The 22,344-nt window shown below is 54.1% G+C and carries 17 protein-coding genes; 9 read left to right on the plus strand and 8 right to left on the minus strand.

Annotated features, from left to right (window positions below; all coding sequences use genetic code 11):
- Positions 1-84: 84 nt before the first annotated feature.
- The 6 genes from rsmE to metK form a co-directional block, all read right to left on the minus strand.
- Positions 85-816 (minus strand): 16S rRNA (uracil(1498)-N(3))-methyltransferase, encoded by a 732-nt coding sequence (gene rsmE, locus F7Q90_RS06635; RefSeq protein WP_006120849.1) that lies wholly within the window; start codon positions 814-816, stop codon positions 85-87.
- 74 nt (positions 817-890) lie between these two features.
- The gene (gene endA / locus F7Q90_RS06640; protein WP_006120848.1) at positions 891-1,598 is read right to left on the minus strand and encodes a deoxyribonuclease I; all 708 of its coding nucleotides are present in this window, start codon (positions 1,596-1,598) and stop codon (positions 891-893) included.
- 75 nt (positions 1,599-1,673) lie between these two features.
- Entirely contained in the window at positions 1,674-2,186 is a 513-nt protein-coding gene (locus F7Q90_RS06645) for a SprT family zinc-dependent metalloprotease (RefSeq protein WP_006120847.1), read from the minus strand.
- Positions 2,187-2,281: 95 nt separating this feature from the next.
- On the minus strand, positions 2,282-4,216 hold the full coding sequence (locus F7Q90_RS06650; RefSeq protein ID WP_006120846.1) for a methyl-accepting chemotaxis protein: 1,935 nt from the start codon (positions 4,214-4,216) through the stop codon (positions 2,282-2,284).
- A 234-nt stretch (positions 4,217-4,450) separates the two neighbouring features.
- Positions 4,451-5,842 carry a sugar porter family MFS transporter gene (locus F7Q90_RS06655; RefSeq protein ID WP_006120845.1) on the minus strand — a complete coding sequence of 464 codons (1,392 nt, stop codon included), beginning with the start codon at positions 5,840-5,842 and terminating at the stop codon, positions 4,451-4,453.
- 444 nt (positions 5,843-6,286) lie between these two features.
- Positions 6,287-7,438: a methionine adenosyltransferase gene (metK, locus tag F7Q90_RS06660; RefSeq protein ID WP_006120844.1), complete on the minus strand. Its 1,152-nt coding sequence runs from the start codon at positions 7,436-7,438 to the stop codon at positions 6,287-6,289.
- 801 nt (positions 7,439-8,239) lie between these two features.
- On the opposite strand from metK, the gene speA reads away from it, so the two are divergent.
- Together speA and speB are read left to right on the plus strand one after the other, a co-directional pair.
- A complete protein-coding gene (speA, locus tag F7Q90_RS06670) occupies positions 8,240-10,219 on the plus strand; it encodes a biosynthetic arginine decarboxylase (protein WP_006120843.1) in 1,980 nt (659 codons plus the stop codon).
- Positions 10,220-10,378: 159 nt separating this feature from the next.
- A complete protein-coding gene (gene speB, locus F7Q90_RS06675; protein ID WP_006120842.1) occupies positions 10,379-11,299 on the plus strand; it encodes an agmatinase in 921 nt (306 codons plus the stop codon).
- Between the two features lie 42 nt (positions 11,300-11,341).
- Here the strand turns inward: speB and loiP are convergent, their stop codons facing one another.
- Positions 11,342-12,097 carry a metalloprotease LoiP gene (gene loiP, locus F7Q90_RS06680; RefSeq protein ID WP_006120841.1) on the minus strand — a complete coding sequence of 252 codons (756 nt, stop codon included), beginning with the start codon at positions 12,095-12,097 and terminating at the stop codon, positions 11,342-11,344.
- Positions 12,098-12,366: 269 nt separating this feature from the next.
- On the opposite strand from loiP, the gene tkt reads away from it, so the two are divergent.
- The 7 genes from tkt (at position 12,367) to F7Q90_RS06715 (ending at position 20,950) form a co-directional block, all read left to right on the plus strand.
- On the plus strand, positions 12,367-14,361 hold the full coding sequence (gene tkt / locus F7Q90_RS06685) for a transketolase (protein WP_006120840.1): 1,995 nt from the start codon (positions 12,367-12,369) through the stop codon (positions 14,359-14,361).
- Positions 14,362-14,670: 309 nt separating this feature from the next.
- The gene (epd, locus tag F7Q90_RS06690) at positions 14,671-15,690 is read left to right on the plus strand and encodes an erythrose-4-phosphate dehydrogenase (protein ID WP_006120839.1); all 1,020 of its coding nucleotides are present in this window, start codon (positions 14,671-14,673) and stop codon (positions 15,688-15,690) included.
- Between the two features lie 51 nt (positions 15,691-15,741).
- Complete coding sequence (gene pgk, locus F7Q90_RS06695) at positions 15,742-16,905, plus strand: phosphoglycerate kinase (RefSeq protein ID WP_006120838.1); 1,164 nt, start codon at positions 15,742-15,744, stop codon at positions 16,903-16,905.
- A gap of 109 nt (positions 16,906-17,014) precedes the next feature.
- The gene (fbaA, locus tag F7Q90_RS06700) at positions 17,015-18,094 is read left to right on the plus strand and encodes a class II fructose-bisphosphate aldolase (protein ID WP_006120837.1); all 1,080 of its coding nucleotides are present in this window, start codon (positions 17,015-17,017) and stop codon (positions 18,092-18,094) included.
- Positions 18,095-18,455: 361 nt separating this feature from the next.
- Positions 18,456-19,331: a small-conductance mechanosensitive channel MscS gene (gene mscS / locus F7Q90_RS06705; RefSeq protein ID WP_006120836.1), complete on the plus strand. Its 876-nt coding sequence runs from the start codon at positions 18,456-18,458 to the stop codon at positions 19,329-19,331.
- Between the two features lie 122 nt (positions 19,332-19,453).
- Positions 19,454-20,077, plus strand: a complete 624-nt coding sequence (gene argO, locus F7Q90_RS06710) for an arginine exporter ArgO (RefSeq protein WP_006120835.1) — start codon at positions 19,454-19,456, stop codon at positions 20,075-20,077.
- 141 nt (positions 20,078-20,218) lie between these two features.
- Entirely contained in the window at positions 20,219-20,950 is a 732-nt protein-coding gene (locus F7Q90_RS06715) for an oxidative stress defense protein (protein WP_006120834.1), read from the plus strand.
- Positions 20,951-21,405: 455 nt separating this feature from the next.
- Here F7Q90_RS06715 and F7Q90_RS06720 read toward each other — a convergent pair whose 3' ends face one another.
- On the minus strand, positions 21,406-22,308 hold the full coding sequence (locus F7Q90_RS06720) for a LysR family transcriptional regulator ArgP (protein ID WP_006120833.1): 903 nt from the start codon (positions 22,306-22,308) through the stop codon (positions 21,406-21,408).
- Positions 22,309-22,344: the final 36 nt, after the last annotated feature.

The following is a 22,344-nucleotide window of genomic DNA, read 5'->3' on the forward strand; positions in this document are numbered from 1 at the left end:
CCGTCTCGTTCCGTTCGGGCAAAAGGGGCTGATCTTTCAGGCTGGCGGTGAGGCTGCATGACCTGAACGTGCTAAAAGTATCGCTTAACCCAGGTCGCCAAACCTCACCTGAAGTGCCGTAATGGCCGTCAGCGCGGTGGTTTCGGTGCGTAAAACGCGTGGGCCAAGCAAAATATCCGTAAATCCATGCTGTGCCGTCATGGCAATTTCTTCAGCGGACAGCCCACCTTCCGGGCCAATCAGCAACCTGACGCGCTCGACCGGTTGGGGCAAGGTGTTAATACTGTGGCTGGCGCGCGGATGCAGATTCAGTTTTAACCCACTTTCCGCTTCACTGCACCAGGCTTCCAGCGTCATCGCCGGACGGATTTCCGGTACCCGGTTACGGCCACACTGTTCACAGGCGGCAATCGCAATCTTTTGCCATTGCTGAATTTTTTTCGCCAGACGTTCGGCGTCCAGTTTGACACCACAGCGCTCAGAAAACAGCGGCGTGATGACATTAACGCCCAGTTCGATTGATTTCTGGATGGTAAATTCCATTTTTTCGCCACGCGACATCACCTGGCCGAGATGGAGATAAAGGGGCGATTCACGATCGTCAGTCTGACTCGTTGTGATGGATACTTTTACACGTTTTTTATCAACTTGCGTGATTTCTGCCGCGAAAGTCAGATTACTGCCATCAAACAGTTCCAGATGCTGTCCGCTGGTCATGCGTAATACGCGACCAACATGGTTAGAGGCATCGTCATCCAGTGTAATCTCACTGCCAACATGCAGCGGCTGTGAGTGAAAAATGCGAGGTATGCGCATAAAGTACCTGAGAGCAAAACGCCGCGCGATCCACGCGGCGAGGCCGTAAAGACAGTTAGTTTAGGGCAGGGATTTTAACGCTTGCAAGCTTCGAGCACATAAGGATTATGATTCCCCTGTACCCGTGCGATACGTTGGTCTCGCTCGCATTCCCACTGGCTGACCGGATAGAGCTTGTTCCAGGCCGTAAATAGCTGGGTTTGCTGGCGCGACAAGCGCAGATGATATTGATCGCGCATATAGAAGTAGGTGCGCGCGATGGCACCGCGGGCCCGTTCTGGTGGCTCTGCCTGTTTGTTTTTAAAATCAATGTGCATGCTGCACTGACCATATTGCTTCTCTGTCCCGTTCCACTGGCTGTAAGCAAAGTTACCCCGGTCGCCGTTTACTTCCCCTATTGCCGGTTGCAGATTGTGCAGATCGGTCTCCATATGGCGATAGTCGGCATCTTTACTGCAGTTTTTGCGTCCACCATTCTGCCAGCACTGACGTTGATGACCGAACTCCCAGGCAGGCATCACGTGCTCCCACTCGATGCGCGCGGCACGGTTGGCATTTTTACGCGGTTGATAACCGCAACTGCTCAGATCAGGTTCGCCCTTTTTACCGTGCCAGGTCATTTTGCAGCCGCAATAAAAACTGCCCGGTGCATCGGCGTTAATCTCGGCCGCATAAGCTTTTGCCTGCTGAAAATTATTCTGATAGTAATTATTCAGGTTAAGCGCGGTGGCATGAAAGGAGGCCAGCAGCAGCGCGGCGGTCATGATTATTTTGTGAGACATATTCCAGTTATCACCTTGATCCTAAAAAGGGCGGCAGGGTACCAGAATGCGGGGGCAGGCGGAATGAGAATCCGGTCAGGATGGAAGGAAAAGGCCGGCTTTTAATACGTTGCCGCAATGGACACAGCGGTATTCGCTTTCGCCGCGAATCACGCGATTATGACGCCGTACGGTAAGGTGGTGCTGCTGACACTGACAGCGGTAGGCAAAGGTGCGACTACGGACGGACGCGACTTCAAAACGGTGGGTACGCTGGGCCGGAACACCGAGGACGGTTTCCATCATCCACTTCCACTCTTTCCCGTGCGGTGCCACGCGACCAAAGGTCTTCCACACCAGCAAATGGGCCAGTTCGTGAGGAACGACTTCATCAATAAACGCCTGTTGGTTCTCCAGCAGCAGCACAGGATTGAGGCGAATCTCCCATTTTTCCAGCCAGGCGGTACCGGCGGCGGTGCCCCGTTGCTGATAAACCAGCGTGGGCTCAGGGTAGGTGCGTTCAAGCATGCGATTAGCGCGCTCAAGAGCATCACGCAGGGCGCGCATAACGGCTTGTTGCAGGGCAATCGGAAGACGAGGTGTTTTCATGGCGCTCAGCATAAGCGCCGCAGAGGCGGAACTCAATATGAATGCGCGGGGCAAAGATGGCGATGCCCGTCTGTCACGACGGACATCGCCACGGCTTAATGGAACTGCGCGACGGTTTGTGCCAGCTGGCGGGCCTGATCCTCAAGCGAACTGGAGGCCGCCGACATCTGCTGAACCAGTGCCGCATTTTGCTGAGTCGTGCCGTCCATTTCATTAACGGCAATGGTGACCTGAGCGATACCGCGCGCCTGTTCATCGGATGCGGCAACAATTTCACCGATGATGCGCTGCACGGATGAAACGGCATTTGTCATTTCATGCATGGTTTTGCCCGCATCATTGACCAGCACAACGCCATTCTCGACGCGCAGCGCTGACTCTTCAATCAGGGCGGCGATGTCCTTTACGGCACTGGTGGTGCGCTGCGCCAGGTTACGCACTTCTGAGGCCACCACGGCAAATCCGCGTCCCTGTTCCCCTGCACGTGCCGCTTCAACGGCGGCGTTAAGCGCCAGAATATTGGTCTGGAAAGCAATGCTGTTAATCAGCGTGGTGATATCACCAATTTTCTGCGAGCTTTCATCGATCTTCGCCATGGTTGTCACGACCTGATCCACCAGCGTTTCGCCACGGTTAGCGATACGGGTGGCATTTTCCGTCAGGCCTGTCGCCTGTTGTGCGTTGTCAGCGTTCATACGAATGGCCGCGCTAATCTGTTCCATGCTGGCCGCAGTTTCCTCCAGGGCGGCAGCCTGCTCCTCAGTTCGGGAGGACAGGTTCAGGTTGGCGCTGGCGATTTCGCCCGCGCCCTGCTGGACAGAGAGGCTGGCATCTTTGATTTGGCCGACCATCGTCCTAAGCTGTGACTGCATGGTACTCAACGCGTAGAACAGACTACGGCTATCGTCGGGCGCAACGCCAATGCTGTTGTTTAACCGCCCCTCAGCCACAGTCAGCGCGATACGCGCAGCCTCTGCCGGTTCACCACCCAGCGGGCGTATCACTTTGCGACTGAACAGCAGCCCCAGTACGGCACCCACCGACAGGATGCTGATGATCATCAGCCCGATTGCCCAGTACAGCTGGCGGTCAGCGGCCGCCATCACCTGACTGACGGGCGCCACGATCCCGACATACCAGGGTTTATCACTTTTCCCAACGCGCACGGGATACCACGTATACATGGCCTGTTCTTTGAGCACCGGATCGTATTGCTCCGTCACGTTGGTACTGGTGCTGTTTACGTTCCCCGGCCATTTCTTGCCCGCTTCACTTGTATCGGGGGAGGAAATCACGTTACCGCTGTTCGAAATCAGCAGCGCGTAACCGGTGCCTTGCCAGGGTTTGATCTGGTTGATTTTTTTCTGGATAGACGACAGCAGAATATCCGAGCTGACGACCAGTTTTAGCTTATCGTTCACCATGACAGGCGTGGCGACTGAGGTTAACCACTCGGGTTTCGCACCATCATAGGCGAAGCTGTAGGGTTCAATCAGCGTGTCTTTAAGCGTTTCTTTCGGCAGCAGATAGTAATTGCCCGCACCGGGTTGTAAAAAATCCAGCGCCGGATTCATTTTAAAATGCCCGTCTTTATCCCGATCAATATACCAGGCATAGCGCCCCTCGGGTGGCATTCCCTGCTGGCCGGCGAAAGCACTGTCACGACCGTCGAAGGCGTTGGGTTCGAACACCACGGTCATCGATACAAAGTCAGGATTTTTCTGCAGGGCATATTCCATGAGCTTATGGGCAACGTTGCGATCGGTCACGCCGGCCGCAGGCAGCGCGGCAAGGCTTTGCCCCAGGTTTTGTGCCGCGTCCAGTGCATGCGTCAGTTCCTGTTGAATTTGTCCGGCATGGCTGGCAGCAATTTGTTGCAGGTAGTCAGCGGCCAGAGATTTTTGCGCTTTTGAAGACTGCCAGCTGAGCAATCCGATGGTCGCTGCAAAGCCCACGACAATCGTCATTCCCCCTGCCAGCAGCATCTGAGCCCGGGTGCTCATTGTCTTTTTTACGCTGGGGTTGTTCATTGGATTTCCTGATGAAAATAAAGTCTGAAAACGGATTTTTATAAGGGAAACGTCAGGTCATTTATCGGCGTATATTTTTTCGACTTTAACGAAAGAAAAGCGAAGCGGGGCGGCGCAAGCCAGGCGTGGCAGGGTTTTAGCGTGAATACGCTGAGCTGTTGGCGTGGGTAAAGGGTTAAAAAAAGCCAGTCAGTTTACACTGACTGGCTTTCACGGACGCGGGCGCGAAGGAATTTACTGGCCGATATCGCGCAGTTTTTTACCCGCCATCAGGTTACGTTCAATATGTTCCAGCGACACGTTTTTGGTCTCCGGAATGAGCATAACGGTGAGCACAATAAAGAACACGTTCAGCAGCGCGTAAACCCAGAAGGTCGGTGCATTACCCAGCGTGTTCAGCATGGTCAGGAAGGTTGCGCCAACGATCATATTGGCAATCCAGTTGGTGGTGGTTGAAACCGTGATACCAAAATCACGCCCTTTAAGCGGCTGAATTTCGGAACACAGTACCCAAATCAACGGACCGGCTGACATGGCGAAGCCCACGATAAACATCAGCAGCATACCAATGGCGAAGTACTGCGCGCCTGGTGTATGGATGCCCATGTGCAGCATAGTGCCCAGGATGCCCATACCGGCAGCCATGACCAGGAAGCCCAGAATCAGCGTAGGCTTACGGCCCCAGCGATCCACCAGGCCAATGGCGATGAAGGTGGCCAGTACGTTAACCAGACCGACAATAACCGTTCCCCACATCTGCTGAGTCGTATTCGCAAAACCGGCGATCTCAAAGATTTTCGGCGCGTAATACATGATGACGTTCATCCCGGTGAACTGCTGCATCACCTGAAGCAGAATGCCGAGGAAGACCGCGCGGCGGAAGTTGGCGTTATTGGTAAACAGACCCCAGCCAGACTGCTTCACTTTCAGGCTTTCGCGGATCTCATCCAGTTCGCGTTTTGCCTGTTCACTGGTGTCACGCAGACGATCCAGAACACGCTGTGCGTCGCGGAAGTTGCCTTTCGCCGCCAGCCAGCGCGGGCTGTTCGGCAGGAAGAACACACCAATCAGCAGCAGAATGGCAGGGATCGTGATCACGCCCAGCATCCAGCGCCAGTTTCCGGTAAAGCTAAATGCGGTATCGGAGAGATACGCACCCAGAATACCGATGGTAATCATCAGCTGGTACAGCGAGATCATGCTGCCGCGGATTTTCTCTGGTGCGATTTCAGAAAGGTAAAGTGGCGCGGTATACGAGGCGACACCCACGGCGAGACCTAACAGGACGCGCGCGCAGATCAACATTTCCGGATTAGGTGCCATCGCTGACCAGAGTGATCCAATGACAAACAGAATCGCACCGGCCATCAGGCTTTTTTTACGGCCCAGACGTGATGACATCCAGCCGCTGCCGATAGCACCAATGGCTGCACCAAACATCATGGAGCTGACAATCCACTCCTGTTGGTGGGCAGTAACATTAAAGTCCTTAGCGATAAAGGGCAGGGCACCTGCGATAACGCCGATATCCAGCCCAAAGAGCAGGCCTGCGAGCGCTGCCAGAAAGCAGACAAATAAGGTCATTGCCTTATTTGAGGTTCTGCTTTTATGTGAGTTGCCAGGCATGGTTGCCTCCAAATTATCCATCATTGTTGTTATCGATGTTAAAAAACCTTATCTGGGTTAAAAGTGAGCCCGATCACATTGATGTAATCGCTTACACATGCTGAAACCCTGAAATCCAGCATTTACAACCCAGAAAGGTCAAGTAACCAGTGAGGTATAGTACCCTCGAAGTTTCTGACAATGTCCTGATTAACGCCTATCAGATGACGCTGAAAATAACGCATTTTTAAAAGAATAACTACGGCGATAAATTCCTAAATAGCCGATATTTAAAGCGTTTCAAATTGTAATCGTTAACACAAGGGCAGGGTACAAACTGAAAGAAAGTGTAGTTGAGTTAAAAAAATGTGCCGCAGGAAAAAAGCGGAGGACGAATGCGGGATAAAGCTCATAAAAAAGCCCCGCCATCGGGCAGGGCTTTCAGGTGCACTTGCTCACCGATGCTTACAGGCCAGCGGCCTCGCGCAGCTGTGCCGCTTTGTCGGTTTTTTCCCATGGGAAATGTTCGCGGCCAAAGTGACCGTAAGCAGCCGTTTCTTTATAGATTGGGTGCAGCAGATCCAGCATCTGAATCAGACCGTATGGACGCAGGTCAAAGAATTCACGGACCAGCAGCGTCAGCTGTTCAGTAGAGACTTTCTCGGTACCAAAGGTTTCCACCATGATAGATGTCGGCTCTGCCACGCCGATGGCGTAGGAAACCTGAATCTCACACCGATCGGCCAGGCCAGCCGCCACGATATTTTTGGCAACATAGCGCGCAGCGTACGCCGCGGAGCGGTCAACTTTTGAGGGATCTTTACCTGAGAATGCGCCGCCACCGTGACGCGCCATCCCGCCGTAGGTATCGACAATGATTTTACGACCGGTCAGGCCGCAGTCACCCATTGGACCGCCGATAACAAAACGGCCGGTTGGGTTGATGTGGTATTTGGTGGACGCGTTCAGCCACTCAGAAGGCAGTACCGGCTTGATGATTTCTTCCATCACCGCTTCCTGCAGATCGTTCTGGCTGATGGCTTCGCTGTGCTGAGTCGAGAGCACGACTGCGTCGATGCCTACAATCTTGCCATTGTCATACTGGAAAGTGACCTGGCTTTTCGCATCCGGGCGCAGCCATGGCAGCGTGCCATTTTTGCGGACTTCAGCCTGACGCTGAACCAGACGATGCGCATAGGTTACCGGGGCGGGCATCAGCACGTCGGTTTCGTTGGTCGCGTAGCCGAACATCAGGCCCTGATCGCCTGCACCCTGTTCCAGCGGATCGCTGCGGTCAACGCCCTGGTTGATGTCCTGAGATTGTTTACCGATGGCGCTTAACACAGCGCAGGAATTGGCATCAAAGCCCATATCGGAATGAACATAGCCGATTTCACGTACGGTATTACGGGTGATTTCTTCGATATCAACCCAGGCGCTGGTCGTGATTTCGCCGCCGACCAGAACCATACCGGTCTTCACGTACGTTTCGCAGGCCACGCGCGCTTTAGGATCCTGCTCCAGGATCGCATCAAGCACCGCATCGGAAATCTGGTCAGCGATTTTATCAGGATGTCCTTCTGATACGGACTCGGATGTAAAAAGATGTTTAGCCATTATGTTCTTTACCTTACCAATGGTTTGAGTTCGACTGCGTAGCGCAAGTGAGTGTTAGCTGACTTAACGCCCCTTAAGGCAAAGCCGAGAGCAGTCAGGTAGTGTCAGCACGCCAGGCCAACACCGCCTGGATATTAACCTGTTTAGATGGAAAACCATCTGGACGTCTATTTTAGGTTACGAGATGAGCGAATTACCAGCCCTTTTTTCTGATGCACTGCCGGCCTGGTGCTGAGTAGTGAATAATGCTGCGGGCAGGGCCAGCATTAAGCGAATAATCTCTTTGCATTTTTCAGGCGTAAATTGTATAAAACGCCGCTGCGTTTGCAGCAGAAAAAGGATGACGCGCTATCGCGTCGCGCCCGTCAGACCACTGTCTGGCTTTCACCCTGATGGTCTGTCACATGACGGCGTCATGTGCAGAGGTGATACACGTCATGAGCCTTATCTTCTCCTTCACGGCTTCTTTGCGTGCTGGCTTTGCGTCAGCGTTATCCTGTTTCCCGTCTTTATTTCTTTCCTGCCACCCTTTTATTCGCTTCGGTAATTATCCCGACACAAGCGCTGGCTAACCTCTGACACGTCAACGTGGGCAAGTGGCCCGACCGACGTGGTGTGAATTATTCGCGGCCCTTTTTTCCCCTGTCGTGGCGGAGTGTTTTACACTTAGGTCATGCAAGGGGATTATCTGGGCGCGTGACGCTGACAGAGCATGACGTAATATGTGGCAACGAATTTCCCTACATCCGGCTGTTGAGTCGGATTACAGTATTATCTTTCAACGGAAAATTGAGGTTCGTGATGTCTGACGGCATGAATAATATCAAGGGTTCGTCAGCTGGCGAACAAGGTGCTCTCCGCTCTATGCAGGAGGTGGCGATGAACGATCAGGACGCCAGCCTGATGCTGCGGACCTATAACATTGCCTGGTGGGGCAATAACTATTATGACGTGAATGAACTGGGTCATATTAGTGTCTGTCCCGACCCGGATCGCCCGGACGTGCGCGTTGATCTGGCAAAACTGGTGAAAGAACGTGAGGCGCAAGGCCAGCGTCTGCCGGCGTTGTTCTGTTTTCCGCAGATCCTTCAGCACCGCCTGCGCTCAATCAACGCCGCGTTCAAACGCGCGCGTGAATCCTATGGCTATACCGGTGACTACTTCCTAGTTTATCCCATCAAGGTTAACCAGCACAAACGCGTGATTGAATCGCTGGTGAACTCCGGTGAGCCGTTGGGCCTTGAAGCCGGATCAAAAGCGGAACTGATGGCGGTGCTGGCGCATGCCGGCCACACCCGCTCAGTGATTGTCTGTAACGGTTATAAAGATCGTGAATACATTCGTCTGGCGCTGATCGGCGAAAAAATGGGGCACAAGGTTTATCTGGTTCTGGAGAAGATGACCGAAGTGCGTCTGGTGCTGGAAGAAGCGGAACGCCTGAATGTGGTGCCGCGCCTCGGCATTCGTGCGCGTCTGGCGTCGCAAGGTTCCGGTAAATGGCAGTCGAGCGGTGGCGAGAAATCCAAATTTGGCCTGTCTGCCACGCAGGTGCTGAAGCTGGTTGAAATCATGCGCGAAGCCGGACGCATTGACAGCCTGCAACTGCTGCACTTCCACCTTGGCTCTCAGATGGCGAATATTCGCGATATCGCCACCGGCGTGCGCGAGTCGGCACGTTTTTACGTGGAGCTGGCGAAGCTGGGCGTCAACATTAAGTGCTTCGACGTCGGCGGCGGCCTGGGCGTGGATTATGAAGGGACGCGTTCACAGTCTGACTGCTCGGTAAACTACGGGCTGAATGAATACGCTAATAATGTTATCTGGGCCATCGGTGCCGCCTGCGACGAACACGGACTTGAACATCCTACCGTCATCACCGAGTCCGGTCGCGCCGTAACGGCGCACCATACGGTGCTGGTCTCTAACATCATTGGTGTTGAGCGGAACGAATTCAGCAAACCTGAAGCGCCCGATATCGATGATGCGCCGCGTCCTATCCTGAGCATGTGGGAAACCTGGCAGGAGATGCACGAGCCGAATACGCGCCGCTCTCTGCGTGAATGGCTGCACGACAGCCAGATGGACCTGTTTGATATTCACACCGGCTATTCGTCAGGCATTTACAGCCTTAAGCAGCGCGCCTGGGCTGAACAGCTGTACCTGAGCATTTGCCATTATATTCAGCAGCATCTGGATCCCCGCAACCGCGCACATCTCCCGATTATTGATGAGCTGCAGGAGCGCATGGCGGATAAGATCTATGTGAACTTCTCGCTGTTCCAGTCGATGCCGGACGCGTGGGGCATAGATCAGCTGTTCCCGGTGCTGCCACTGGAAGGCCTGAATAAAAAGCCCGAACGTCGGGCCGTGCTGCTGGATATTACCTGTGACTCCGATGGCACCATCGATCATTACGTGGATGGCGACGGCATCGCGACGACCATGCCGATGCCGGAATATGATGTGGAGAACCCACCGATGCTGGGCTTCTTTATGGTCGGCGCGTACCAGGAAATTCTGGGCAACATGCACAACCTGTTTGGTGATACCGAAGCGGTGGATGTCTTCGCATTCCAGGATGGCGAAGTGGAAGTACAGCTTTCCGATGAAGGCGATACCGTGGCCGACATGTTGCAGTATGTGCAGCTGGACCCCAATGAGCTGATGACGCTGTTCCGTAAACAGATTCAGACCTCTGAACTGGACGAAGACCTGCGTGAGCAGTTCCTGCAGGAGTTTGAAAGCGGTCTCTATGGCTACACGTATTTAGAAGACGAATAACGCCCTGCGAAGCGCTTGCAGCCGGGCGGGACATTGTTGATAATCGGCGGCAACACATCCCTTCCTCGTCGGGCCTAACGACGCGGAGGGGATTTTTTTTATCTCAACCTGAAAGGTGTGCGGGCCCGGCCCGGTTCAGACATTAACAGAGGACGACTTATGTACAATACCCTCGGTAATCAGTACGACAATTCACTGGTTTCTAACGCCTTTGGTTTTATGCGTTTTCCAGTCAATTTTCAGCCTTACGACAGCGACGCAGAGTGGGTGATCACCGGCGTTCCGTTTGATGCAGCAACCTCTGGCCGTCCGGGCAGCCGTCTTGGCCCTGGTGCCATCCGTCAGATTTCAACGAATCTGGCCTGGGAAGGCTGTCGCTGGCCGTGGGATTTTGACCTGCGTCAGCGCCTGAATGTCGTCGACTGTGGCGATTTGGTTTATGCCTTTGGCGACTCTCAGGACCTGTCTGACAAGTTGCAGGCTCACGCAGAGAAGCTGCTGGCTAACGGTAAACGTATGATGACGCTTGGCGGCGATCACTACGTCACGCTGCCGCTACTGCGTGCCCACGCGAAGCACTTCGGTAAAATGGCGCTGGTGCACTTCGACGCGCATACCGATACCTATTCTAACGGCCCCACGTTTGACCATGGCACCATGTTCTTTACGGCGCCAAAAGAGGGCCTGATCGATCCGCAGCACTCCGTCCAGATCGGTATCCGTACCGAGTTCGATAAGAGCCTGGGCTTTAACGTGCTGGATGCGGCGCAGGTTAACGACCGCAGCGTGGACGATATCTTGGCGGAAATTAAGCGCACCGTTGGCGATCTGCCGGTTTACCTTACCTTTGACATTGACTGCCTGGACCCTGCGCATGCGCCGGGTACCGGTACGCCAGTGATCGGTGGCTTAACGACCGACAAAGCGACCAAGTTGATTCGGGGTTTGCAGGGCATGAATATTGTCGGGATGGATCTGGTGGAAGTGGCCCCGGGCTATGATCACGCCGATCTGACCGCGCTGGCTGCCGCAACGCTGGCACTGGATATGTTACACGTTCAGGCCGCCAACAAAGGCTAATGCCACAGCGGGATAACGCAGCGTTATCCCGCTGATTCAGGCTTACTTGCTGTCTGCCGCGATACGATCGCGAATGTGTTGTGCGCGGGCTTCAGAATCAGGGTGCGAATCGAACATAGAGCTCTGGCGACCCTGTTCCAGTTTCGCCAGTTTTTCAAAGCTGGTCGCTAATCCGACAGGGTCAATTCCCCGTTTTTTAAGCAGATCGTAAGAGTAGTCATCCGCCTGCGTTTCCTGAGTCTGGGAGAACTGCGCATTCACCAGTTTTTCGCCCATATCGCCCAGTTGTGACTGCGACAGCGAGCCAATGATGCCTCCTACGGACGCGGCAGCGGTGCGCGCGGCGGTCGTGGTAAAGGCAACCTGCATCGCTTTACGTGTATGGCCCAGCGCGACGTGACCCATTTCGTGCCCCAGCACCGCCTCCACTTCATTGTCGTTCATCATGTCCATCAGGCCGCTGTAAACGCGTATACAGCCGTTGGCCATCGCCCAGGCATTCACATCTTTGGTCTGGTAGACCTTATAGTTAGCCGGCGTACCGTTAATGTTGTCGCCCAGTGCGGCCGCGATTTTATTCAGACGTTGCTGGTATTCGCTGTTCGCCGGCGCGACCTGATTGTCTTTGTCCATCTGGGCACAGGATTGATCGCTCAACTGCTTCACCTGGGCATCGCTTAATGTGTACGCCTGGAAAGCCTGTGCACCTGACTGCAGCAGGCCGTTGTTATTCATCCCCTCGCAGCCGCTTAACAGCGCGATCATCCCCAAAGCCAGTACCGTTTTCTGAATTTTCATTCCATCTTCCCAATAGTAACAAGATAAAAAACAATCACCTGACGCGGTGGCTGGTGATCGAACTTAATGGTTATAGTCGGCGGTAAACCGTTTTGCTAGCAGACATTACCGGAAAAGCCAAACGCGCCGGGCATATTTCGCGTTTTACGACATTACTTTTAGGCCGTTTTTCATGTACATTGTTGTGAAAGTTTCCCCTCGCTTTGCCCGATAACTGATTAATTACAAAAGGTTAAGGCGAAAATCGTTAATCCGAAATGGAGTAGAAGATGCCCTCTCGTAAAGATCTTGCCAATGCCATTCGCGCGCTAAGTATGGATGCAGTGCAAAAAGCTAAATCGGGACATCCGGGTGCCCCTATGGGCATGGCGGATATCGCCGAAGTGTTATGGCGTGGCTACCTGAATCATAATCCAACTAACCCATTGTGGGCTGACCGCGACCGTTTTGTGCTGTCGAATGGTCACGGTTCGATGCTGATCTACAGCCTGCTGCATCTGACCGGTTACGATTTGCCCATCAGCGAACTGGAAAACTTCCGTCAGCTGCACTCTAAAACCCCGGGTCACCCTGAGTACGGCTACACCGTTGGTGTGGAAACCACCACCGGTCCGCTGGGCCAGGGCATTGCCAATGCCGTGGGTTTTGCCATCGCTGAGCGCACATTAGCGGCGCAGTTCAACCGTCCGGGTCATGACATCGTAGACCATAACACCTGGGTGTTTATGGGCGATGGTTGCATGATGGAAGGCATCTCACACGAAGTCTGCTCACTGGCCGGTACGCTGAAGCTCGGTAAGCTGGTGGCCTTCTATGACGATAACGGTATTTCAATCGATGGCCATATCGACGGCTGGTTTACCGATGACACCGCTAAGCGTTTTGAAGCCTATGGCTGGCATGTGGTGCGCGGTGTGGATGGGCATAACGCGGATGCGATCGCGAAAGCCATCGAAGAAGCGAAAGCCGTAACCGATAAGCCTTCACTGCTGATGTGCAAAACCGTGATTGGTTTCGGTTCACCAAACAAAGCGGGCACCCATGATTCACATGGCGCGCCACTGGGTGACGACGAAGTGGCCTTGACCCGTAAGCAACTGGGTTGGGAGTATCCGCCATTTGTTATCCCGTCTGAGATTTATGCCGAGTGGGATGCTAAAGAAGCGGGCCAGGCGAAAGAAGCCGCGTGGAATGAAAAATTTGCCGCTTACGCCAAAGCCTTCCCGGAACTGGCTGCCGAATTCAAACGTCGCATGAGCAACGAACTGCCAGCTAACTGGCAGCAAGAGTCGCAAAAATTCATTGAGCAGTTGCAGGCGAACCCGGCGAAAATTGCCAGCCGTAAAGCTTCGCAGAATGCGATTGAAGCGTTTGGTAAGATCCTGCCGGAATATCTGGGCGGTTCAGCGGATCTGGCACCCAGTAACCTGACTATCTGGTCGGGATCTAAGCCAATCAATGAAGATGCTGCGGGTAACTACATCCATTATGGTGTGCGTGAGTTTGGTATGACCGCGATTGCTAACGGTCTGGCCCTGCACGGCGGTTTCCTGCCTTATACCGCAACCTTCCTGATGTTCGTGGAATATGCGCGTAACGCGGCACGTATGGCTGCGCTGATGAAGATCCGTCAGATCATGGTGTATACCCATGATTCAATCGGTCTGGGTGAAGATGGCCCGACGCACCAGCCTGTTGAGCAGATGGCAAGCCTGCGCACGACGCCGAACATGAGCCTGTGGCGTCCGTGTGACCAGGTTGAATCTGCCGTGGCGTGGAAATATGCCATTGAGCGTAAAGACGGCCCAAGCGCCCTGATCTTCTCGCGTCAGAACCTGGCACAGCAGGAGCGTACACCCGAGCAACTGGCCAACGTGGCCCGCGGTGGTTATGTCCTCAAAGACAGCGCAGGCACGCCAGAACTGATTCTGATTGCCACCGGTTCCGAAGTGGAACTGGCCGTCGCGGCTTACCAGAAGCTTACCGAAGAAGGTCGCAAGGTGCGCGTGGTGTCTATGCCATCGACCGATGCTTTCGATAAACAGTCCGAAGAATACCGTGAATCTGTTCTGCCAAAAGCCGTTGCGGCGCGCGTCGCTATTGAGGCTGGTATCGCCGATTACTGGTTTAAATACACCGGGCTGAACGGGGCTATTGTTGGGATGACCACCTTTGGTGAGTCGGCTCCTGCTGAGAAGCTGTTCGAAGTGTTCGGTTTCACGCTCGACAACGTTGTCGCAAAAGCAAAAGCGTTGCTGGCGTAATGCCACAATCCTGACGCGTGCCTGCGCGTCAGGATAGCAATAAAAAGGGGGGCGCTTTCTGCCCCCCTGACTGACGCAATTATTCCTGGAGTAATCGCTCATTTTTGCTCAATTATGTGATGCAGATCCAAAAATTCGCAGCTCGCTTGATCGCAGTCATTCCTGTTATTCCTCACTTCTATTATTCTCGCTGAACCGTTTCAGTTATGGCGCGTTCACCCTGCATCGGGTAAGAATCTCCTGTACAAAACGTGGTGAAACGCTCAGGCTATCTGCACCTTTTTTTCAGTCTGGTTTGGCAGGAGAAAGATGACCATTCGGGTTGCAATAAACGGCTTTGGTCGCATTGGACGCAACGTGTTGCGTGCACTGTATGAAACGGGACGCCGTGCAGAAATCACCGTGGTGGCGATTAATGAGCTGGCGGAAGCCGCAGGCATGGCGCACTTATTAAAATACGACACCAGTCATGGCCGTTTTGCACTGGATGTTCGCCAGGAGCGGGACCTGCTGTGGGTGGGAGAAGATACTATTCGTATTCTGCACCACGCCGGACTGGACGCGCTGCCCTGGCGCGAACTCAATGTCGATGTGGTACTGGACTGTACCGGCGTTTATGGTTCCCGCCAGGATGGTGAAGCTCATCTGCGCGCTGGCACTAAAAAAGTCCTGTTTTCCCATCCGGGTGGTCACGATCTTGATGCCACCGTCGTGTACGGTGTTAACGAGCAGGAACTGAAACAAACGGACTGTATTGTCTCGAATGCCTCCTGCACCACCAACTGCATTATTCCCGTGATTAAGCTGCTGGATGATGCGTTTGGGATTGAGTCGGGCACGGTGACGACGATCCATTCGGCGATGCACGATCAACAGGTGATCGATGCTTATCACAGCGATCTGCGCCGCACGCGTGCAGCCAGTCAGTCTATTATTCCGGTGGACACGCGCCTGGCGGCAGGCATTACGCGTATTTTTCCGAAATTTAACGATCGCTTTGAAGCCATCGCAGTGCGTGTGCCGACGATCAACGTGACCGCCATTGATCTCAGCGTTTCTGTGCGTCAGCCGGTTAAGGCCTGTGAGGTTAACGCCTTGTTGCTGAGCGCGGCAGAAGGGGCGTTTCGTGGTATAGTTGACTATACGGAGTTGCCGTTAGTCTCAATAGATTTCAACCATGATCCGCACAGTGCCATTGTGGACGGTACACAAACGCGGGTCAGCGGTCAGCATCTGATCAAAACCCTGGTCTGGTGCGACAACGAATGGGGCTTTGCTAACCGAATGATCGACACGACGTTAGCGATGGCCGCAAGCGGTTTCAGGTAAGACGCGGTTTGCGTCTGGCAAAACTTATGAGAATCAACGAGAGGGTTCACCATGTCCGTAATTAAGATGACCGATCTGGATCTTGCTGGCAAACGCGTTCTAATCCGCGCCGATCTCAACGTGCCGGTAAAAGAAGGGAAAGTGACGTCAGATGCACGTATCCGTGCGTCTCTGCCTACCATCGAAGCAGCCCTGAAGCAGGGCGCTAAAGTGATGGTTACCTCTCACTTGGGTCGTCCGACCGAAGGTGAATACAACGACGAATTCTCACTGCTGCCTGTAGTGAACTACCTGAAAGAAAAACTGAACGGCACCCCGGTAACGCTGGCGAAAGACTACCTTGACGGCGTCGATATCGGCGCGGGCGAGCTGGTTGTGCTGGAAAACGTTCGCTTTAACAAAGGCGAAAAGAAAGACGACGAGGCGCTGGCAAAAAAATACGCAGCACTGTGTGACGTGTTCGTGATGGATGCTTTTGGCACCGCGCACCGCGCCCAGGCCTCTACACACGGCGTGGGTAAATTTGCGCCTGTCGCCTGTGCGGGCCCGCTGCTGTCGGCTGAGCTGGACGCGCTGGGTAAAGTGATGAAAAACCCTGAGCGTCCGCTGGTGGCCGTCGTCGGTGGTTCTAAAGTCTCAACCAAATTTGATGTGCTGCAGTCGCTGGTCAAGATTGCTGACACCGTGATTGTCGGCGGTGGCATTGCGAACACCTTCGTCGCTATCGATAACAAAGTGGGTAAATCGCTGTATGAGCCAGACTTTGTTGAAGCGGCAAAAGGCCTGCGCGATCAGTACGGTATTCCTGTCCCAACCGACTCACGCGTTGGCACGGAATTCTCTGAAACTGCCCCGGCAACCGTGAAAAAGGTTTCGGAAGTGGCAGATAACGAAGAGATTATGGACTTCGGCGACGAAACCGCTCAGGCCATGGCAACCATCCTCAAGAATGCGAAAACCATTCTGTGGAATGGCCCGGTTGGTGTGTTTGAGTTCCCGAACTTCCGTAAAGGCACCGAGATTGTCTCTAACGCGATTGCAGACAGTGACGCGTTCTCTGTTGCAGGTGGCGGTGATACGCTGGCTGCTATCGATCTGTTTGGCATTGAAGACAAAATCTCCTATATCTCGACGGGCGGCGGCGCGTTCCTTGAGTTCGTTGAAGGCAAAAAACTGCCTGCCGTTGCCATGCTGGAAGAGCGTGCGAAGCAGTAATCCTTTGGGGGCGGTGCCTGGCGGCACTGCCTGAAAACTCGCCCGATACCGGGCGTTTAAATCGCTGTCCCCATGTTGGGGATAACCGGTCACGAAACAGGACACAATCATGTCTAAAATTTTTGATTTCGTAAAACCCGGCGTTGTCACTGGTGACGACGTTCAGAAGATCTTCAAAGTAGCGAAAGAGAATAAATTCGCTCTGCCAGCGGTTAACTGCGTCGGTACTGACTCAATTAACGCTGTGCTGGAAGCCGCCGCGAAAGTTAAATCCCCGGTTATCGTACAGTTCTCTAACGGCGGTGCTGCGTTCATCGCCGGTAAAGGTTTTAAAACCGACAAGCCACAGGGCGCCGCCATTTTCGGTGCGATCTCTGGCGCACAGCACGTGCATCTGATGGCTGAACAGTATGGCGTGCCGGTTATCCTGCACACCGACCACTGTGCCAAAAAACTGCTGCCGTGGATCGACGGTCTGCTTGACGCAGGCGAAGAGCACTTCAAAAAGACCGGCAAGCCGCTGTTCTCTTCTCATATGATCGACCTGTCTGAAGAGTCACTGGAAGAAAACATCGAAATCAGCAGCAAATACCTGGCGCGCATGGCGAAAATCGACATGACCCTGGAAATCGAACTGGGCTGCACCGGCGGTGAAGAAGATGGCGTGGACAACAGCCACATGGACGCTTCTGCCCTGTACACCCAGCCAGAAGACGTGAACTACGCGTACGAAAAACTGAATGCGATCAGCCCGCGTTTCACCATTGCGGCATCCTTCGGTAACGTCCACGGCGTTTACAAACCCGGTAACGTGAAACTGACCCCAACCATCCTGCGTGACTCCCAGAAATTTGTCTGTGAAAAACATGGCCTGCCGCACAATGCGCTGGATTTCGTGTTCCACGGTGGTTCAGGTTCTTCTGCTGCAGAAATCGAAGAGTCTATCAGCTACGGCGTGATCAAGATGAACATCGATACCGATACTCAATGGGCGACCTGGGACGGTATTCTGCAGTACTACAAAAAGAACGAAGGCTATCTGCAGGCGCAGCTGGGTAACCCAGAAGGCGCTGATAAGCCGAACAAGAAATACTACGATCCACGCGTCTGGCTGCGCGCTGCGCAGGCATCCATGGTGGTGCGTCTGGAGCAGGCGTTCAAAGAACTCAACGCCGTTGACGTTCTGTAAGTAGCGTTGCTCAGCGCTGAGGTCGTCAGGACGTCAGCGTGACTGACTCTGTCCCGATCAGCCGATCGGGACTTTTTTTATCCCGCCTTTGCACACCTTTCTCTTTGCGCTTTTGATAAGTCGACGTCCGGTTACAGCGGCATCGCTCACTACCTTTTATGCTCAAAAACTTCTCAACAGGGAAGGGCGAAGCGAGGGGAGTCAAACGCATTGTGGCGACGATTCAGGCTGCCCGTCCTCATTATGGTGCCATGTAATTTGGCACCAGGCTAAATAATTGATTACCCTTAATCCCTGGGTGTCGGATTACATCTGGCAGTTTTTGTTTTTCCCCTCGGGGATTCATCAACAGGGCTTACAAATGGAAGACTTGAATGTTGTGGATGGTATCAACAGTGCCGGTGGCTGGTTAGTACACAACCAGGCGCTGATTCTGAGTTATGCCGTGAATATCGTTGCGGCTGTTGCCATCATTATTGTCGGGATGGTCATCGCCAGAGTGATTTCAAACGCCGTTAATCGTCTGCTCATCGCGCGTCATATTGACGCCACCGTGGCAGACTTTCTTTCCGCGCTGGTTCGTTATGGCGTCATTGCGTTTACGGTGATTGCTGCGCTGGGACGCGTTGGCGTGCAAACCGCGTCGGTCATTGCCGTGCTGGGTGCGGCGGGTCTGGCCGTCGGCCTTGCGCTACAGGGCTCATTGTCCAATCTGGCAGCCGGTGTACTGCTGGTCACGTTCCGTCCTTTCCGTACCGGTGAGTTTGTTGATCTGGGCGGCGTGATGGGCACCGTACTGAATGTGCAGATTTTCTCGACCACACTGCGGTCGGCGGATGGCAAGATTGTGGTGGTGCCCAATGGCAAAATCATCAGCGGGAATATCATCAACTTCTCGCGAGAACCTGTGCGCCGTAATGAATTCATCGTTGGCGTGGCCTATGAGGCCGATGTGGATGAGGTGATTGCCCTGCTGCGTGAAGTGGTGGAAGCCGATCAGCGTGTCTTAAAAGATCGTGGCATCCAGATTGGCCTGAATGAATTGGGCGCTTCATCGCTGAATTTCGTTGTGCGTTGCTGGAGCAACAGTAGCGATCTGCAGGACGTTTACTGGGATCTGCTCAAGAACTTCAAACGTGCGCTGGATAACAAAGGCATTGGTATTCCTTACCCACAGATGGATGTCCATCTGCATCAGGTGAACAAACCTGACGCGGAAACTGCGGTCACCCGTTAAGCCGATGGGCGGCAGCCGCCGCCCATTAAAATGGCTAATGACGTATTAATTTTTTCCATTTCCGCTAATCATATCGGCTTCTCTATAATGCCTGACATCTGACTGATGTAAGGATATTTCCCGTGTTATCGATTTATTTTCAAGGGCTTGCTCTTGGGGCCGCGCTCATTCTGCCGCTGGGGCCGCAAAATGCCTTCGTGCTTAATCAGGGCGTGAAACGGCACTATCATCTGATGACCGCCACGCTCTGCTCGCTGAGCGATGTTGTGCTGATCTGCGCGGGGATTTTCGGGGGAAGTGCGCTCCTGCAGCAGTCGCCACTGCTGCTGACCGTGATTACCTGGGCAGGTGTGGCCTTTTTGCTCTGGTATGGCTGGGGCGCATTACGGACCGCTTTTCGCCGCGAGCTGGCGCTGGCGTCAGGCCTGGATATCCGGCAGAGCCGAGGCCGGATCATTGCTACCCTGCTGGCAGTCACCTGGCTCAATCCCCACGTTTATCTCGATACCTTTGTTGTGCTTGGCAGCCTGGGAAGCCAGTTTCCTGATACCCACGCGCGTCAGTGGTTCGCCCTGGGGACCGTCAGTGCCTCTGTGTTGTGGTTTTTTGGCTTAGCCCTGTTGGCGGCCTGGCTTGCGCCGTTACTGCAGACAACGCGCGCGCAACGCCTCATCAACCTGCTGGTCGGCGCGGTCATGTGGTTTATCGCGTTTCAACTCGCACAGCAGGCTATCACAGGATTTTGAGCAAAAGGTAAACGAAAACGGGTTATCCAGACCCGTTTTCCGAACTGTTGTCATTACCTTCACTCCAAGCAAGGCGTAATATGATGCGCGTGCCGGCTTCGGACCCGAAGCCACCGAACTGACCTTTCAAGGAGGACTTTCATGAAACTGAAAGCATTGGCGCTTGTCGCGATGATGAGCGCAGGGGCATTGCCTTTAAGCGCACAGGCTGATGAACTGCCAAACGGACCCCATGTTGTGACGTCAGGCAAAGCGACGGTTGATGCCCGCCCGGATATCGCGACGCTGTCAATTGTGGTGAATGTCTCATCGAAAGATGCCGCAGAGGCAAAGAAACAGGTCGACAGTCGTGTTGCGCAGTATTTTGATTTCCTGCAGAAAAACGGCATCGAGAAAAAGGATATTGAAGCGGCCAACCTGACCACGCAGCCAGAATACGATTATACCAAAGACGGTAAATCACAGCTGAAAGGTTACCGTGCGGTACGTCAGGTTCAGGTGACCGTCCGCCAACTGGACAAGCTGAATGAGCTGCTTGACGGCGCGCTGAAATCGGGCCTGAACGAAGTTCGCAGCGTCGAGTTAGGCGTCGCCAATCCTGAGCGCTACAAGCAGCAGGCGCTGAAAGCCGCCATCAAAAATGCGACTCAGCAAGCCACAGAACTGGCAGAAGGCTTTAACGCCAAACTGGGGCCAATCTACAGCATTCGCTATCAGGTCGCTAACTACCAGCCTATGCCGATGAATCGCATGTTTAAAGCCTCCGCGGCAGCGGCCGATACTTCCGCGCAGGAAACCTACGACCAGCAAAGCATTAACTTCGATGACCAGGTTGATGTGGTTTTTGAGATGAAACCCAATACGGCACAGTAAGCTTATCGATGCTGTCGTGAAGCCATCAGCGGCCGTGTTTACCAGGTGCGCTTTGCACCGCTGATGCGGTGCCTTCCCATCGCTCAGCAACCTGACGGACTGTCGCAGTCGGCCTGTTCCTTTGCCGGCGGCGCTTTTCCCCCGCATTCCTGCGGGGGCAATCCCTGGTTGATTCCCGCTTTTCAGCGCCCGGTATCACCTGCTGAAATCACGCCCCTGATGGCCATGGAGCCGTGCTGCTTTTAGCAGGGTACACTCTCACTGCAACGCCTGACGCTTGCTGTGGCACAGGGGATTATTCTCTTTAGTTCAGCAGAAGCCCGGACAGGCTGTCCGGTTCCGGGCGGTTTGTCAGGAGAATAAGCAGAGCGGGAATGCTGCCCGGTAGCGGCAGAGAGTCGCGTTTGACACGCACCGTCCCCAGTTTATCCGACCTTCACTTTCGCCTTTGGCCGCTATTCCATCGTGTCCTGACGCAGAACCCGATGACCATGCGCAATCAGCGCATCGGTGACCCGACGCATCAGTCGGCTTTCCGGTGCAAAACGGTGCCAGTACAACATCCGGCGCTGATACAGCCCCGGTGTCAGATCGATCAGCTCACCGCTCGCCAGTTCGCGCTCAATCTGCAGATGCGGGATCATACAGCAGGTTGAGCCCTGACGGGCCATCTGCACAAAGGCTTCAGAAGAGTTAACGATATGGCAGGGCACGCTGCCCGGCGAAAGATCGAAGTTCTGCTGTAAAAAGGCCTGATGCATATCATCCAGATGGTCAAATGCGACGGCAGGCGCTTTCAGCAACGCGGAACGGGTGACGCCGTTGGGAAAAAAGCGCTCGGCAAAGTCACGGGAAGCCACAAACAGGTAATCCAGGGCGCCCAGTTGATCAACCAGACAACTGGGTAAAGGCTGGGGCTGGATACTGACTGCGCCGACCACTTCGCCACGTCTCAGACGTTCCTGCGTACGGGTTTCATCTTCAACCTGGAGGTTAAGGCGCACCGGCGAATCGGCCAGCACGTCTTTTAATGCAGGCAACAGCCAGGTGGCCAGACTGTCGGCGTTCACCGCCAGGGAGAGCAGTAACGGTGTCGTACCGCTGATTTCATCCCCCAGCCACTCTTCCTCCAGCAGTTCAACCTGGTGCAACAGCGCAAGCAGCTTTTGCCCCTGCTCAGTGGGACGAGGGGGCACGGTGCGAACCAACAGCGGCTGACCAAACAGGTTTTCCAGCTGTTTGATGCGTTGCGATACGGCCGACTGGGTGATGCACAGTTTTTGCGCAGCACGTTCAAAGCCACGTTCACGTATCACTGCGTCCAGCGCCTGAAGCGTTCTGTAGTCCGGGCGTTTCATTATTCTTTTCTCTCCTTCAGGGTGGACGTTACGATG

It is taken from the genome of Pantoea stewartii subsp. stewartii (genome assembly GCF_008801695.1).
GTDB classification, from domain to species: Bacteria; Pseudomonadota; Gammaproteobacteria; order Enterobacterales; family Enterobacteriaceae; genus Pantoea; species Pantoea stewartii.